The organism is Clavibacter sp. AC415, from assembly GCF_979252985.1.
The window spans coordinates 1-14,855 of sequence record NZ_CEEDAR010000017.1; the positions used below are offsets into that span (position 1 = coordinate 1).

16 protein-coding genes and 1 pseudogene are annotated in these 14,855 nt (G+C 68.5%); 8 read left to right on the forward strand and 9 right to left on the reverse strand.

Annotated features, from left to right (window positions below):
- Both ACZ411_RS09270 and ACZ411_RS09275 read left to right on the forward strand, forming a co-directional pair.
- On the forward strand, nucleotides 1-668 hold a 668-nt coding region (locus tag ACZ411_RS09270), incomplete at its 5' end, for an ANTAR domain-containing protein (protein WP_464170119.1).
- Nucleotides 669-675: 7 nt separating this feature from the next.
- Nucleotides 676-882: a hypothetical protein gene (locus tag ACZ411_RS09275; RefSeq protein ID WP_464170121.1), complete on the forward strand. Its 207-nt coding sequence runs from the start codon at nucleotides 676-678 to the stop codon at nucleotides 880-882.
- 499 nt (nucleotides 883-1,381) lie between these two features.
- Here ACZ411_RS09275 and ACZ411_RS09280 read toward each other — a convergent pair whose 3' ends face one another.
- Both ACZ411_RS09280 and ACZ411_RS09285 read right to left on the reverse strand, forming a co-directional pair.
- Nucleotides 1,382-1,576: a hypothetical protein gene (locus ACZ411_RS09280; protein WP_464170123.1), complete on the reverse strand. Its 195-nt coding sequence runs from the start codon at nucleotides 1,574-1,576 to the stop codon at nucleotides 1,382-1,384.
- Nucleotides 1,577-2,046: 470 nt separating this feature from the next.
- Nucleotides 2,047-2,298 carry a hypothetical protein gene (locus ACZ411_RS09285; RefSeq protein ID WP_464170560.1) on the reverse strand — a complete coding sequence of 84 codons (252 nt, stop codon included), beginning with the start codon at nucleotides 2,296-2,298 and terminating at the stop codon, nucleotides 2,047-2,049.
- Between the two features lies 1 nt (nucleotide 2,299).
- Between ACZ411_RS09285 and ACZ411_RS09290 the strand changes: the two genes are divergently transcribed.
- Nucleotides 2,300-2,488, forward strand: coding sequence for a hypothetical protein (locus ACZ411_RS09290; RefSeq protein WP_464170562.1), 189 nt, complete (start codon nucleotides 2,300-2,302; stop codon nucleotides 2,486-2,488).
- Between the two features lie 135 nt (nucleotides 2,489-2,623).
- Complete coding sequence (locus tag ACZ411_RS09295) at nucleotides 2,624-2,929, forward strand: hypothetical protein (RefSeq protein WP_464170564.1); 306 nt, start codon at nucleotides 2,624-2,626, stop codon at nucleotides 2,927-2,929.
- On the opposite strand, the pseudogene ACZ411_RS09300 reads toward ACZ411_RS09295, so the two are convergent.
- Together ACZ411_RS09300 and ACZ411_RS09305 are read right to left on the reverse strand one after the other, a co-directional pair.
- Nucleotides 2,879-3,798, reverse strand: a pseudogene (locus ACZ411_RS09300) (glycoside hydrolase family 3 C-terminal domain-containing protein); the annotation flags it as partial. The gene ACZ411_RS09295 and the pseudogene ACZ411_RS09300 sit on opposite strands and share 51 nt — an antisense overlap.
- Nucleotides 3,690-4,997: a glycoside hydrolase family 3 protein gene (locus ACZ411_RS09305; protein WP_464170125.1), complete on the reverse strand. Its 1,308-nt coding sequence runs from the start codon at nucleotides 4,995-4,997 to the stop codon at nucleotides 3,690-3,692. The gene ACZ411_RS09305 and the pseudogene ACZ411_RS09300, both read right to left, overlap by 109 nt.
- Nucleotides 4,998-5,445: 448 nt before the next feature.
- Here ACZ411_RS09305 and ACZ411_RS09310 point away from each other — a divergent pair, with 448 nt between their 5' ends.
- From ACZ411_RS09310 to ACZ411_RS09325, 4 genes are all read left to right on the forward strand, one after another.
- Complete coding sequence (locus ACZ411_RS09310) at nucleotides 5,446-6,414, forward strand: LacI family DNA-binding transcriptional regulator (protein ID WP_464170127.1); 969 nt, start codon at nucleotides 5,446-5,448, stop codon at nucleotides 6,412-6,414.
- A 104-nt stretch (nucleotides 6,415-6,518) separates the two neighbouring features.
- Entirely contained in the window at nucleotides 6,519-7,145 is a 627-nt protein-coding gene (locus tag ACZ411_RS09315) for a TetR/AcrR family transcriptional regulator (RefSeq protein WP_464170129.1), read from the forward strand.
- On the forward strand, nucleotides 7,142-7,714 hold the full coding sequence (locus ACZ411_RS09320) for an MFS transporter (protein ID WP_464170131.1): 573 nt from the start codon (nucleotides 7,142-7,144) through the stop codon (nucleotides 7,712-7,714). Before ACZ411_RS09315 ends, ACZ411_RS09320 begins: the two co-directional genes overlap by 4 nt.
- The gene (locus ACZ411_RS09325) at nucleotides 7,668-8,699 is read left to right on the forward strand and encodes an MFS transporter (protein ID WP_464170133.1); all 1,032 of its coding nucleotides are present in this window, start codon (nucleotides 7,668-7,670) and stop codon (nucleotides 8,697-8,699) included. The genes ACZ411_RS09320 and ACZ411_RS09325 overlap by 47 nt, the downstream gene beginning before the upstream one ends.
- A gap of 34 nt (nucleotides 8,700-8,733) precedes the next feature.
- Here the strand turns inward: ACZ411_RS09325 and ACZ411_RS09330 are convergent, their stop codons facing one another.
- Genes ACZ411_RS09330 through ACZ411_RS09350 form a run of 5 tightly spaced genes read right to left on the reverse strand, consistent with a single transcriptional unit; the run spans nucleotide 8,734 to nucleotide 14,854 of the window.
- Nucleotides 8,734-9,708, reverse strand: a complete 975-nt coding sequence (locus ACZ411_RS09330) for an alpha/beta fold hydrolase (RefSeq protein ID WP_464170135.1) — start codon at nucleotides 9,706-9,708, stop codon at nucleotides 8,734-8,736.
- Nucleotides 9,705-10,535 (reverse strand): ATP-binding cassette domain-containing protein, encoded by an 831-nt coding sequence (locus ACZ411_RS09335; protein WP_464170137.1) that lies wholly within the window; start codon nucleotides 10,533-10,535, stop codon nucleotides 9,705-9,707. Before ACZ411_RS09335 ends, ACZ411_RS09330 begins: the two co-directional genes overlap by 4 nt.
- A 57-nt stretch (nucleotides 10,536-10,592) precedes the next feature.
- On the reverse strand, nucleotides 10,593-12,359 hold the full coding sequence (locus ACZ411_RS09340; RefSeq protein ID WP_464170139.1) for an ABC transporter permease subunit: 1,767 nt from the start codon (nucleotides 12,357-12,359) through the stop codon (nucleotides 10,593-10,595).
- Nucleotides 12,329-13,270: an ABC transporter permease gene (locus tag ACZ411_RS09345; protein ID WP_464170141.1), complete on the reverse strand. Its 942-nt coding sequence runs from the start codon at nucleotides 13,268-13,270 to the stop codon at nucleotides 12,329-12,331. Before ACZ411_RS09345 ends, ACZ411_RS09340 begins: the two co-directional genes overlap by 31 nt.
- 57 nt (nucleotides 13,271-13,327) lie before the next feature.
- Nucleotides 13,328-14,854, reverse strand: a complete 1,527-nt coding sequence (locus ACZ411_RS09350; RefSeq protein ID WP_464170143.1) for an ABC transporter substrate-binding protein — start codon at nucleotides 14,852-14,854, stop codon at nucleotides 13,328-13,330.
- Nucleotide 14,855: the final 1 nt, after the last annotated feature.

Sequence of the window (14,855 nt, forward strand, 5' to 3'; positions counted from 1 at the left end):
TCGCCGGATCCTGGCCGGGACGGCTGCAGCTGGTCGCCGACAAGCCCGCGACGCATTTCGACGCCGATGCGGCCGGGCTCATGCTCCGGGACACGACCGGCCAGCTCAAGGTCGCCGCGTCGGTCGGGCCGCATAGCGGCATCGAGCTCCTGGAGCTCGAAGCCGACGAGGGACCCTGCCTGCACGCCGCACGTACCGGAGAGATCGTGTCGGTCGGCGACATCGCCACGCATCGGGACCGGTGGCCTGTCTTCTCCCCCGCCGCCGAGGACGCCGGCTATCTCTCGGTCCACTCGATCCCGCTTCGACTCCGCAGCACCGGCGTCGGCTCCCTCAACCTCTTCCGCCGCGCCACCGGGGCGTGGGACGTCGACGACATGGCCGCCGCTCGCGGCCTCGCGGACATCGCGACCATCACCCTCGTCCAGCAGCGCACCTTCGACGACGACGCCCTCACCCGCACACAGCTGAAGGCCGCCCTGGACAGCCGCGCCGTGATCGAGCAGGCCAAGGGCTGGATCGCGAGCCGTAACGGCATCGATACCGAGCAGGCGTTTGTCCTCCTGCGCGACCACGCCCGTAGCACGTGCACCCGCATCGGCGCGGTCGCGGTCGCGCTCGCGCTCGGCATCCTCGCCGGACGCATCACCGTGAGCCACACGAAGTAGACCGGCGATGCCAGCGTGTACCGACGACGCCGATCAGCGCGTCCGTCGCATCCACGCCACCGAGCTCGGCCGCGCCGTGGTCCGCGAGCAGCTGATGGCCGCCCGCCCCAAGCTGGGCGAGGACGCGCTCTCGCGCCTGTCGCTCGAGGAGCTCGAAGCGCTCGAGACCGGGCTGCGGGCGGTCAGCCGCGAGCTGCGTAGCGCCCGCGACTGACCCCCGCGAGGCTCACCGGGCCGATCTGCTGCCGATCGAGTCGGAGCGGAGTCGATGGCGGTCGTCGGTCCCGCGGTGATCCCGTTCTCGTTGAAGGCGTCGACGGCGACCCAGTAGTCGCTACCCGCGTTGAGGTTGGGAAGCTTGAGGGAGGTCTGCCCGGTAGCCAGCTGTTGTAGAGCTTGTCCGGCGCGATGCCGTACCGGACGTTGTAGCCCTGAGCGCCGTGGCTGGGACCCCAGTCGAGCTTCGCCGTGAGCTCGTTCTCGCGAGTGGCCTGCGGGGGTCGCGGCTGCTGGTGCGCTGCCGTCGCCCAGGCCGAAGACACGCAGCCCGCTGACGGCCATCGGGCCGCCGAACGGCATCAGCCCGCCTGTCAGGCGGATGTACCGTGCGCGCATGGGAGTCTCCAGCACCGCGAACGCATGGGGCGCTTCGGCCGAATCCGCCCCGTTGTCGACCGCGGTCGTCCAGTTCGTTCCGTCGGTAGACAGCTCGATCAGGAACTCGGTCGGGCCCGGCTACCCGTGAAATGTCCCCGGTGCTCGTACTCGAACTTCTGCGCCACGTCCGCCTCGGGCGCGATGGACGCGAGGTCGTCATCGGCGAGGTTCACCTGGATCGCGTGGATGGTCCGTTCTGAGTGGAGGTCGAGGTGCAGCCACTCCCCGGGATCCAGGACCCCGCGACCCACCAGTCGCGGATGTCCTCGTTGACCGTCGACGCGGGTCGCGACCGGCCTTCGACGACGAGGCCGTGGCTTGCGCGCCGAAGGATTGCAGCATCCACCCGGCGAAGGTGTCCTTCCAGGGATCGATGAGGCCGCTCGGAACGAGGGTGGGGTAGTCGCCGAAGTCCTGATTGCTGAACAGCACGCCGTCTGCGTTGAACCCGGCCGGGAAGATGCCGATCCGGCGTTCGAACGAGTGGTTGACGGAGATGCGCATCGTGGCTGCGTGCCACCAGTTGCCGTGGGCATCCTGGAAGGTGCTCCCATGGCCGGCGCCGGTGATGAAGCCCCCGGGCTTCAGCGAGAACGGGCTGTGGGGCGAGTACGTGAACGGCCCCAGCGGCGTCTCCCCCGACGTAGTAGCCGTCCGCGTAGGTGTTCCATTCGGTGCCGGGCGCGGAGTACTGCAGGTAGTAGCTGCCGGCGTGGGCTATCTATGCCCCTTCGACGTAAGGCTCTGTGCCGACGTGCTGCAGGATCAGCCGTTCGCGATCGGTCGTCGGAACCTTGATGACGTAGTCCTCACCGCTCTTCTCCCACCCGCGCCGATCCGTGTCCGCGCTGATGAGGTCGACCGTTTCGCCTACGGGAGCGAAGGACGCCCTGTCGACTCCGGCGCCTCTGATCGGTTCCCTGTTCGAGCACCCCCAGTAGAAGTAGGTGCGGCCGTCCGCGTCCTGGAACACGTTGGGGTCCCAGAACGGGAAGCCGGAGCTGATCTCGATGAAGTCGTCGTCGAGGGGGTTCTCGCTGCGGAAGTACGGGCTGTCGCTCGCGGCGGGAGGCGCTGATGACGAGAGCGCCGTCGACCTCGCGGACGTCGGGTGCGTAGTCGAACGCGGGGAGCTTCGTGGTCGGCTGGTACTTCCTCGATGAGACGAGATCGTCCGAGTGCCAAGAAGCCTCCGGACATCGAGGCGAAGAGGAAGTAGCGATCCTGGAAGCGGACGATCGACGGGTCTGCTGCCTCTCGATGCACGGTCCGGCCCGCGCGGCTTCGGCCCCGCCGTCGTGGACCTCCTGGAATCGGTAGACGAGGTCTACCGGGTTGCACACTGCTGCGGGTCGACGGGTTGTCATGTGCTGCTCCTGCGCGCTCATCGGACGTGGGCCGGGCTGATGGTGAGGGTCATGTCGAGGGGTGTGGCCGACGAGGGGCCGATGCCGAAGTCGATCGTCGTCGCGTCCTGGGTGTCGGATCGCGATGGCGCTCCAGTACCGCAGCTGCTCGGGGCCGACGGGGAAGGTGATGGTGCGCCGCTCACCGGGACGCAGCGTGATGCGCTCGAATCCCTTGAGCTCGCGGAGTGGGCGTGAGGAGGTTCCGTGCCGCTGGTGGATGTACAGCTGCGCGACCTCGTCCGCGGTGCGGTCCGAGGTGTTGCGGACATCGACTGAGACGGATGCGGTGTCGCCGACCTCCATCGTGTCGCGATCCACACGCAGGTCGGAGTACTCGAACGCCGCGTAGGAGAGGCCATGTCCGAAGGGGTACAGCGGCGTGCTCTCCTCCTCGAAGTAGCGGGTCCCCTGGTCCTGGGGCGCGAAGGTCCTCAGGTGCGAGTGGATGATCGGCACCTGGCCGACGTGGCGTGGCCAGGTGAACGGGAGTTGGCCGGCTGGCGAGTCCTCGCCCAGCAGGGTCGCGGCGATGGCATCGCCGCCTCGTGTGCCGGGGTACCAGGCCTGCAGGATGGCGGCGACGTTCTCGATCCGCCCAGCGCAGGTCGAGAGGACGCCCGGAGATGACGACGAGGATGACGGGCGTCCCGGTGGCGGCGATCCGCTCGAGCTGCTCCTGCTGGCGGCCGGGGAGGTCGAGTGTGGCCGTCGAGGCCCCTTCGCCGGCCTGGTTCTGCCGTTGGCCCACCACTACGACGGCGACATCGGCCACGGAGGCCGCGGCGGCGACCGCGCGCTCGATCTCGGTGTCGTCGTCCCAGTCGTCTGGAGTCGAGGCGATGGTCGGGCTCTGCCTGGTCCATGGCCGTGGGGAACTTGCGCTCGAGGATCCCCGCGCCCGGGGCGTGGACGACGGCGTCGTCTCCGAGGCGGGAGCGGAGGCCGTCGAGGATCGTCACGGTCTCGGAGGTGTCGTGGTCGAACACCCACGGTCCGGGCATGTGCCGCTCGCTGTCCGCCAGCTGCCCGACGACGGCGACGGTGCCGAGGCGCTCCGAGGACAGTGGGAGTGCACCGTCGGCGTTCTTGAGGAGGACGAAGGACTGTGCCGCGGCGATCCGGGCGATCTCCCGGTGTCCGTTCGCGTCGAGGACTTCCTGGACGGCGGAGGCGTCGGCGTAGGGCCGCTCGAACAGACCCAGGCGGAACTTGGCCTCGAGCACGCGGCGGACGGCGGTGTCGAGGACGCTCTCATCGATGCGCCCCGCGGCGACGGCCTCGGGTAGGCGGGAGAAGGCCGCGTCCGAGATAGGCCATCTCCATGTCGAGCCCGGACTCGAGGGAGCGCACCGCGGCATCGGTGAGGTCCTCCGCGAAGTGCTGCGTCTCGAGTGAGCGCACCGCGCTTCGCGTCGGACACGACGAACCCCTCGAACCCCATCTCGTCGCGCAGTACGTCGGTCATCAGCCATCGGTTGGCCGAGGCGGGGACGCCGTTGAGGTCCATGTAGGCGCTCATGACGTTCGCCGCACCCGCGTCGATCGCCGCGCGGAACGGGGGGAGGTACACGTTGCGCAGCTCGGAGTCGGAGACCTCGGCGTCGTCGTAGTCGCGTCCGCCGCGGGCGGCGCCGTAGCCGGCGAGGTGCTTGGGGCCGGCGAGGACGCGGTCCTCTCCCAGATCGCCTTGGAACCCCCGGACCTGTGCCGCTGCGACCGCCGCTCCGAGGACGGGGTCCTCTCCCGCTCCCTCGACGAGTGCGTCCCAGCGGGCGTCGCGGGCGATGTCGACCATGGGTGCGAACGTCCAGTGGATGCCCACGGCGCGTGCTTCACGGGCGGCCACGGCCTGCGCCTGCTCGATGAGGTCGGGGTGCCAGGTGGCGGCCAACGCGATGGGTGCGGGGAGGATGGTGCGGAAGCCGTGGATGACGTCGAAGCCGAACAACAGCGGGATGCCGAGGCGGGTCTGCTCGACAGCGACCTTCTGCAGACGTGTCGTGACCCTCACGTCCGTGACGAAGAGCACGGATCCGACGGTCCCCTTCTCCAAGGCGCTGTCCACCGCTGCGGGTTGCTCGAGGAACGCCCGGTGCTCCGGAGGGAGGGACTCGATGTCGAAGTCCGCGGGCATCTCGGGGGCCCCGAAGTAGAAGTACTGGGTGAGCTGCCCGGCCTTCTCCTCGACGGTCATCCGCCCGAGGAGGTCGTCGACGCGGGCAGGGACGGACGCCGAGGCATCGCCGTAGAGAGGCGTGGTCATGTGATTCTCCGTTGGTGGACGTGGGCGCGGCAGGCAGGAGCGGTCCTCATGGCTGCCGCGTGGGGTTCAGAGCTGGGTCAGGCCGACTTCCCGCGGGTGATCGCCGAGCACGTCGGGCGCGATGCGGCTGCGCGAACTCGCATGCCGATCGACGCGCCGTCGGCGGGCGCGTCCGCGCAGCAGCGAAGGGGGACGGCATCTCGAGCGAGCACGGGACGGGGACGGGCGGCAGAGAGGCCAGGGCAGACGTCCTGGGTTCGGTCGTCGGCATCGAACCTCGTTGTTCCGCTGACGGGCTACCCGACAGACATCGTTGGTGTCACGTGTCACTTATTATGCTGACGGGCCCTCGGGTCCGCAAGGCCGACCCACACCGCCGGGGACGGCCGTGTGGGAAACTGCCCACGTGACCATGGAGAGATCGAGTCCGCGCGCCACGAGCCGGGACGTGGCCGAGCTCGCGGGCTTGTCCCGGTCGACCGTCAGCCAGATCCTCAACGGCAACGACGCGCGCTTCCCTCAGGAGACCCGTGACCGGGTGGCGGCGGCCGCCGCCGAGCTCCGCTACCGCCCGTCCCGCGCCGGTCGGGCCTTGGTCTCCGGGGTCAGCGACCTGATCGTGATCGTGGTGCCGAACATCACGTTCGGCACTCGTCTGCAGCAGACCATCGAGCGCTTCTCGGCCGAAGCGGAACGGCTGGGCCTCAACGCCGTCGTCCGCTACGTCGGAGGCGACATGGCGGCGACGCTGACCACCATCCGCGATCTCCGCCCCGCGGCCGTGTTCCATCTCGCGGTCTTCGATCGCGCGACGAGCGCCGAGCTCGAAGCGGCGGGTACCCCTGTCTTGCCGAGGACCTCGGAGGAGCCGGGCGACTCGAGCGACTTCGATCACCTCGTCGGTCGCATGCAGGTCACGGAGCTGTTGAAGGGGCCCGACCGGCGTCTTCTCTACGCCATCCTCGCCGATGAGCGGGTCGGCCCTTTCGCTATGCGTCGCGCCGAGGGAGTCATGGAGGGTGCGGCTGCCGCGGGCGCCCAGCCACCCGAGGTGATCCAGGTCCCTCTCGATCTGGACGGCGCCTCGGCCGCTCTCGAACCGGTCCTGCAACGGATCGACGGCCCGGTCGGCATCGCCTGCTACAACGACGAGGTCGCGATCGCCGTCCTGGCTGTAGTCCGACGGATGGGGCGGAGCGTCCCGGATCAGGTCGCGGTCGTGGGCGTGGACCGCATCGACGTGGGACAGCTCGTCTCACCGCGGCTCACCACCATCGCGATCAACTTGGCTCCGATCGACGCGCAGTTCGTAGCGGCGCTCAAGCGCCTCTTCGGCCAGCCCGAATCCGATATCGAAGCCGATGCCTCGGTAGCGAGTGAGTCCCTCGTCGCGCTGGTGCCCGGCGAATCGAGCTGAGTAGCGCCCGTCCGACTCAGCCCGAGACGGGCTCGGCCTGAATGGCTCCGTGCGAGCCAGAATTTCGCGGACTAAAATGTTTCACAGCGTGCAATGATCGACCTGTGACAGAACCGGGGCGCCGTGAGCGCAAGAAGCAGGCGACCGCGTTGGCGATCCAGAGGGCGACGGTGGAGCTCATGCGAGAGCACGGGCTGGAGGAGACGACGGTCGAGGCGATCAGCGATCGAGCGGACGTGACGAGCCGGACCTTCTTCAACTACTTCACGGGGAAGGAGGATGCGGCGCTCGGGAACATCAAGAGCGCCGGAGCGCACTTCGATCGCGATTCCCTCGTCGCCCGCACCGGTTCGGCCTTCGATCGTGTCCGGGACATGATCCGCGACTCGCTCGCCGACACCGGCCCGGAAGAGGCGGAGCGGACCTTCCTCCGGCGGGAGGCCATGGGTCGCTACCCGCAGCTCATCGCCCGTGACTACCGCCGGATGAGCGACGTCGGGGATGAGCTGTCGGCCATCCTCGAGGAGCTCCTCTCCACCGAGGACCCCACCTCCTCCCCTGTCAGCGTGCACCTCCGAGCCGTCACGATCGTCCACGTGATCGGCGCCGCGTACAACATTGCTGCCCATCTCTGGAGTGGCGATGCGGGAGGCGCGAGGAGCCTGGCCGAGCACTTCGATGCGGCTTTCGACTCGATGGCCGAGATCGGGTTCCGGGTGCGCACCCCATGACGTCACGAACCGTCACGCCCGATGTCCATGGCAGCCAGGAGGCGGGTCAGCCGCGAGTGCTGTGGGTCTTCATCGCCGTGCTGATCACGATGCTCCTCGCCGCTCTGGACCAGACGATCCTCGGTACGGCGCTGCCCACGATCGTGGGAGAGCTGAACGGCGTCGATCACATGCTGTGGGTGGCGACCGCGTACATCCTCGGAGTCACCGTGACGATGCCGGTGTACGGCCGACTCGGAGATGCGGTCGGCCGGAAGGGCCTGTTCCTCGCGGCCATCGCGATCTTCGTCATGGGCTCGGTCGTCGGTGGTTCGGCGACGTCGATGGAGATGCTCATCCTGGGACGAGGGATCCAGGGGGTGGGCGGCGGAGGGATGATGCTCCTGTCGCAGGTGATCATCGCCGATGTGATCCCCGCTCGTGAACGAGGCAAGTACGGCGGGTACATCGCGGCGGTCTGGGGCCTCTCCTCGTGCTCGGTCCGCTCCTCGGCGGCTGGTTCACGGACGCCCTCACCTGGCGATGGGCCCTCTGGATCAACATCCCGCTGGGCGTCGCCGCCTTCCTGATCTCCTGGCGGCCATCCGCCTGCCCGTCAAGCCCCGCCGGCGCCCGCGCATCGACGTCAGCGGGATCGCGCTGCTTGCGGCCGCTGTCAGCTGCCTCGTCCTCGTCACCTCGTGGGGCGGGACGGAGCATGCCTGGAGTTCCCCCCTGATCCTCGGCCTCATCGGCGGCTTCGTCGTCGCCGCTGGCCTGTTCGTCTGGACCGAGCATCGTGCGGCCGAGCCGGTCATCCCGCTTGCGCTGTTCCGGTCTCGCGCGTTCGTCCTGCCTACTGTCGCGGGCTTGATGTTCGGGCTCACCATGTTCGGCGCGCTCGGTTACCTGCCGACGTTCCTGCAGATCGTGAACAGGATCAACGCGACCGAGTCCGGGATGTTGATGCTGCCGATGGTGGGCATGCTGATGATCACGAGCATCGTCGGCGGCAACCTCGTGACGCGGACCGGTCGTTACAAGTGGATGCCGATCGCGGGCTCGCTGACGGTGATAGTCGCTCTCCTGCTCTTCTCCACGATGGACGCGGCGACGCCGCCGGTGCTCGCCGCCGTCTACGTCGGGATCCTCGGCGTGGGGATCGGTCTCGGCATGCAGGTCCTGGTGCTGATCGTGCAGAACTCGCTGCCGCACTCGATCCTCGGGGTCGCGACGGCGTCGAACAGCTTCTTCCGCGAGGTCGGCGCCCTCGTGGGGTCGGCGCTCGTCGGCAGCCTCTTCGTCGCGCGGTTGACGGCGAACCTGCAGACCGGCTCGGGCAGCGGCAGCGGCGTCTCGGAGGCGAACAGCCTCACGCCCGCGGCCATCAACGCGCTCCCGTCGGCGCAGCATCTGTTCGTCGTGGATGCCTACACGGATGCCCTCGCACCGGTGTTCCTGTTCCTGATCCCGCTGATGGGGCTGTCCGCTCTGCTGATGTGCTTCGTCAAGGAGATCCCGCTCGCCACCCGTGTGCAGGATGAGGAGAAGGATCCGTCCGGAGTCGTGGTCTGACCAGGCTCCTGCGGAGGTCCGCCCGGATCCGTCGTCAGAATCCGAGGGAGCGGAGGAACCGAAGACCGCGCTCCACTTCGGGAGCCGGGTCTCCGTTCATGAAGACGTGGTTCACGCCGGGGAGGAGCACGAGCTCCATCGGCACGCCGTGCGCCTCGAGCGCGTCGGCCAGTGCCTGGCTCTGCTGGGCGGGGACGATCCAGTCGCTGTCGCCATGCACAAGGAGGAACGGTGGCGCGTCGGCGCTCACGTGGCTGAGCGGGGATGCGATCTGCCGGCCGCGTTCGAGGACGAGCGCCGAGCCTTCGAGCAGGGTGCTCATGAGATCCGCCGCGTCCGGGCCGGGATCGGGGAGCAGGTGACGGTATTCCGCGGGGAAGGCGTCGCCGAGCCGCGGCATGGTCTCGACGTCGGAGACGCCGTAGAAGTCGATCACAGCGGTGACGGCGCTCGACACGTCGGTGGCCCCGGAGGCACCTTCCAGGGCGGGGTCACCGTGGACGAGCCCGAGAAGCGCGGCCAACTGCCCGCCGGCGGACTCCCCCCACGCGGCGATCCGCGTCGGATCGATGCCCAGCGCCTCGGCGTATCGGCGCACGTACCGGACGGCGGCCTTCGCGTCGTGGAGCTGAGCGGGGAACGGGGCTTCCTTGGCGTGCCGGTAGTCGATGGAGACGACGGCGATGCCGGCGTTCACGAGCGCTTGGAACAGCACCCCCGCGGCCCATTCGAGCGGAGGGTGCTGTCGGCTGCCGGAGAGGAATCCTCCTCCGTGAATCCAGACGACTGCCGGCACCGCGCCTTCGGCGTCGACGGGGACGAACACGTCCATCTCGAGGGGTCGGTAGCCCTCCTCGATCGAGTACATGAGGGCGCGGTGCTCGATGGCGCGCTCCGGCCGCTGGGCGTCGATCGCCCCCGGCGGGAAGTGGGTCAGGGGCGACGGTAGCTCGGGCGTCACCCCGCTCGCCGAGCCCGCCCGCGACTCCTCGGGGCCCGTCTCGATCATCGGGTTCCCGCGGACAGTCGTCGACGGGCTTCGCGGCGCTCGCGCTGCCGGTCGGGGTCCGCTGTCGGCGCGGCCAGGATGAGGCGACGGGTGTAGTCGTTCTGCGGGTTGTCCGTGACCTCGGCGACCGGTCCTGTCTCGACGATCTCGCCCTTGTAGAGCACGGCGACTCGATGGCTGATGTGGCGGACCACCGAGAGGTCGTGGGTGATGAAGAGGTAGGCGATGCCGGTGCCGCGCTGCAGCTCGATCAGCAGGTCGAGGACGAGGGCCTGTGTCGTGAGGTCGAGGGCCGAGACGGGTTCGTCGCAGATGACGAGGCGCGGCTTCAGAGCCAGCGCTCGTGCGATGGCGACGCGCTGGCGCTGCCCTCCGCTGATCTCCTTCGGATAGCGGTGCGCCGCATCCGCCGGCAGTCCCACCCGAGCCAGGAGCTCACCGACCGAGGCGCGGGCTTCCTTGGGATCGGCTCCCTGCCCGATCAGGGGCTCGCTGAGGATGTCGTCGATGCGCAGCGTCGGGTTGAGGGATGTGTACGGGTCTTGGAAGATCACTTGCACGTCCTTGGCGAGACCACGCCGCCCCGCGGCGCCGAGGTTCGTGATGTCCGTCCCGTCGAAGTCGATCCTGCCGCCCGTCGGCTTCGCGAGGCCGAGGATCGCCCGGCCGAGGGTCGTCTTGCCCGACCCTGACTCGCCGACGAGGCCGAGCGTCTCCCCCGGAGCGATCTCGAGCGAGATGCCTCGGAGCACCTCCGCCGGCTTCGCTCGGAAGCCGCGGCCCGGGTAGCTCAGTCGAAGGTCCTCGACCTTGAGCAGTGGGTTCATTCTGTGCTCCCTGTCGTCTCCGCGGGAAGCCGCGGAGGGTCGGTGCGGACGGTGTCCTCATCGAGGATCGAGCCGATGAGCTGCTGGGTGTACGGGTGCTGCGGATCGTGGAACATGCCTCGGACGTCCCCGGACTCGACGAGCTCGCCCTCCCGCATGACGAGGACACGGTCGCAGAGGTCCGCGACGACGCCGAAGTTGTGGGTGACAAGGAGCACGCCCATGCCGTACTCGGCCTGCAGGTCGCGCAGGAGATCGAGGATCTCGGCTTGCACGGTCACGTCGAGCGCTGTCGTAGGTTCGTCTGCGATGAGGAGCTTCGGGCGGGAGGCCACGGCGCCGGCGATCAGGGCTCGCTGTGCCATCCCCCCGGAGATCTGGTGCGGGTACGAGTTGTACGTCCGCTCGGGGGTCGGTGATGCCTACCCGAGCGAGCAGGCCGATGATCGTGTCCTTCGCCTCAGTGCGCGACATGGCGGCGGAGATGCCGGCGATCAGCTGGCTGCCGACGGTGAACGAAGGGTCCAGGTTCGACATGGGCTCCTGCGGGATGTAGGAGATGACGCCGCGACGGAGGCGGCGCATCTCCTTGGCGTCCTTCGTGAGCATCGACTCACCGGCGAGGTCGAGGGCGTCTGCGACGACGGCGGCCTGCTTGGGGAGGACGCCGAGGATCGCGAAGGCGGTCTGGGTCTTGCCCGAGCCCGATTCACCGACGAGTCCGACGATCTCACCGGGTGCGATGTCGAGCGAGACTCCTCGGACGACGTCCTTCCGGCTCCCGTCGGACTGGGGATAGCTCACGCGCAGCCCCCGCACCGTAAGCAGGCCGTTCCCCGACGGGGCTTCGGGGACGGGTGCCTTGGCCTTCTCGACAATGGCTTCCCCGGTCTTGATCCGTCGCCGCTTGGCCTTCGCCTGCGGTGATGAGAGGACGTCGCGGTAGGCGTTGGCGAGGAGGACGAGCGATCCGTTGAGGAGCGCCAGGGAGCCGGCTGACCAGACGAGCTGCACCGGGGCGGTGTAGATGTTGATGAAGGCGTCGGAGGTCATGCTCCCGAAGCTCGGCTGGCTGACGGCGCCGAAGCCGAGGAAGGCGAGGCCGGCCTGCACGCCGATCGCTGCCGCCGCCAGGAAGGCGAGGGCGATGACGATCGGGCCGCGGACCACGTAGAGGACGTGGCGCGTCAGGATCCTGCGGTTCGACAGTCCGGAGACGCGTGCCGCGTCGACGTAGAGCTCGTTGCGGACGCCCTGGACGAGGTTGCGGACGAGCCGGAAGATGCCTGGCGACAGGAGGAATCCGAAGACCAGCATCGTCGCCTGGTACGTGCCGCCCGTGACCGGGAACAGCACGATGAGCAGGACGATGCCGGGGAAGGTCATGAGGAGGTTGAAGACCCACGACGCCACCGCGTCGGTCCGCTTCCCGATGTACCCGGCGATGAGGCCGCAGGTCGTTCCCACGATGACGGCGATTCCCGCGCCGAGGGCTGCGGAGATGAATGACACCTGCAGCGAGGTGAGGACGCGCGCCCAGATGTCGCGTCCGTACTGGTCCGCGCCGAGAGGCCATCCGGGGGTGCCGGGAGGGGCGTTGACCTGCTCGAGCGAGGCGAAGGTGGGTGAATGCGTGCTGAGCACGGGGGCCAGGATGGCGAGGATGATCAGCACGACGAGGATGACGAGTGAGATCAGTCCGATGGGCTTGCGCAGGAGGCGGGTGAAGGCGCCTTTGGGGCGCCGGGTGGCGGGTGCGTCGGGGAGAGCGGTTGCCAGGTCGGCCGCTGTGGTCACCGGGTCCTCACTTTCGGATTGAGCCATCCGTTGAGGATGTCGACGAGAAGGTTGACGATGACGACGAGGCCGACGGCGAAGAGGGTGACGCCCATCATCGCGGGGAGGTCTCCCTGGATCGTCGACTGGTACCCGAAGGTGCCGAAGCCCGGGAGCGCGAAGACCTTCTCGATGAAGAGGGCGCCGCCGAACATGCTGATGAACTCGAGCGAGAAGACGGTGAGCCCCGGGGCGGCGGCGTTGCGGAGTGCGTGCTTGAGGAGGATCTTCCCCTCGGAGACGCCACGGGTCCGGAGGGTCCGGACGTAGTCCCGCTCGAGCTGGTCGGCCATCGCCCCGCGGATCTGGGCGCCGAGGGACGCGATCCCGCCGATCGCCAGAAGGAGCGAAGGGAGCGCGATGGACGAGAACCAGGCGGAGGGTGAGTCGGCGAACGAGGTGAACCCCACGGCCGGCACCCACGCGAGCTGGATGGCGAACACGTAGACGAGGACGATCGCGAGGACGATCCCCGGGAAGACGAAGGCGATCGTGGAGATGCCCTGGAGGACCGTGTCCACGATCCCCCCTCGGGCGGCGGAGACCACTCCGAGGATCGTGCTCAGCAGGATCACGAGGACGGAGGCGACGAGGACGACGGAGAGGGTGACCGGCAGCCGTGTGGAGAGGGATGCCACGACGGGCTCGCTCGTGAAGTATGAGGTGCCGAGGTCCCCCTGGAACACCCCGGTGAGCCAGCTCCAGTACTGCTCGAGCACGGGGCGGTCGAGACCGAGCTGGTCGTTCAGCTGCGCGATCTGCTCCGGTGTCGCCGTGGGTCCGAGGATGTTGTACGCGACCGGCAGGTTCGCGCCGTATGTCATGAAGAACGTGATGCCCGTCACGATGAAGATGAGGATGAGACCGTCGCCGATGCGACGCAGCAGATATGTCAGCATGTTGACCCCGGGGCGGTGCGGGAAGGGATTCCCCGCACCGCCCGATCGGAATGTTCGCTACTCGCCGGCCGGCGCGTAGGGCAGCAGGTTGAGGTTGAACTGCGTGGGAGCGGTGTAGGTGACCTTCTTCGACGCGACCCAGTAGCCGTTGGTCTGGTTGAGCGGCGCGTTCCAGTAGTTCTTCACCAGGTACTCGTTCACGTCCCCCCATGCGGCGCTCTGCTCCTCGTCGGACGCGGCGTCCGCCGTGGCGACCAGCTGGGTGAGCTCGGGGGTGGCGCTGCCGAAGGGGTCGAAGATGCCGCCGAGCGAGGACTTGGTGTCGGTCGCGTCGTTCGAGGCGAGCCCGTTGAACATGAAGTACATCGCGTAGTTCTTGGTGAAGACCTTCGTGAAGAAGTCCGTGAGCGCGATGGACTCCCAGTTGACCGTGATGCCGATGTCCCCGAGGGACTGCGTGATTACCGACTCGTACTGGACCGAGTACGGCGTGCTCGGCATCGTGACGCTGAAGCCGTCCGGGTAGCCGGCGTCTGCCATCAGGTCCTTGGCCTTGTCGACGTCGTACGGGGTGGCGTCGAGGAGGTCCTTCGAGAAGGAGGGGTCGATGTCGCTGACGACCTGGTTGGTCGCCTTCGATCCGGCGCCGATGAGCTTGGACGCGATGGTCTCGCGATCGAACGCGAGGTTGATCGCCTGCCGGACGCGTGCATCAGCCAGGGCGGGCACGACTGATCCCGCGTGGTCGGAGAGCCAGAGGACCCCGAGTGCGGTCGGCTTGTTCTCGCCGGAGTCGAACTGGCTCGTCGGGTACTGCTTGACCTGCTCGGGGGTGCCGGCCGAGGGCAGCACGTCGAGCTGACCGGAGCGGAGGGCGTTCTGCGCAGCCGTGGTGTCGGCGAGGACCGAGACCTCGACGTGCTCGAAGGGGTAAGCGTCGACGTTCCAGTGGTCCGGGTTCCGGTCCAGGACGTACTTCGAGCCGGCCACCGTCTTCTGCAGGTTGAGGACGTAGGGGCCGGAGCCGACGGGCTCGAGCTGCGAGCTCTCGGCGGTCAGGGCCTTGGGAGCGCCCACGGAGCCGTTGACGGTGGCCAACGCGGGAAGGAAGGCCGCGTCGGGAGCCGACAGGGTGACGACGACGGTCTTCTCGTCGGTGGCCTCCACCGACGCGACGCTCGCCCAGATGGCCTGGCTGGCCGTTCCGGTCTTGAGCGCGTTGAGCGAGTCCGCGACGGCCTGGGCGTCGAGGGCCTCGCCGTCGGTGAACGTCGTCCCGGTGCGGATGTCGAGGGTGAGCGTGGTGCGACTGTCGTCGTACGCCCACGCCTCGGCTACGCCGGGGAGCAGCGTGCCGTCGACGCCCAGCGTGACGATCGTGTCGTAGACGGCTGTGGACAGCATGGCCTCGCTGCCGTTCCACTGGCCGATCGTGAAGTTGCCCGGGGCACCGCCCTGCGACAGATGCAGAGTCTGGTCCTCGCTGCTCGATCCTCCCGAGGATCCGCCGGCGGAGCAGCCCGCCAGTGCGATCGCGGCGACGGCAGCGACCGCCACCGCCTTGATTGCTGACGCAACCTTCATG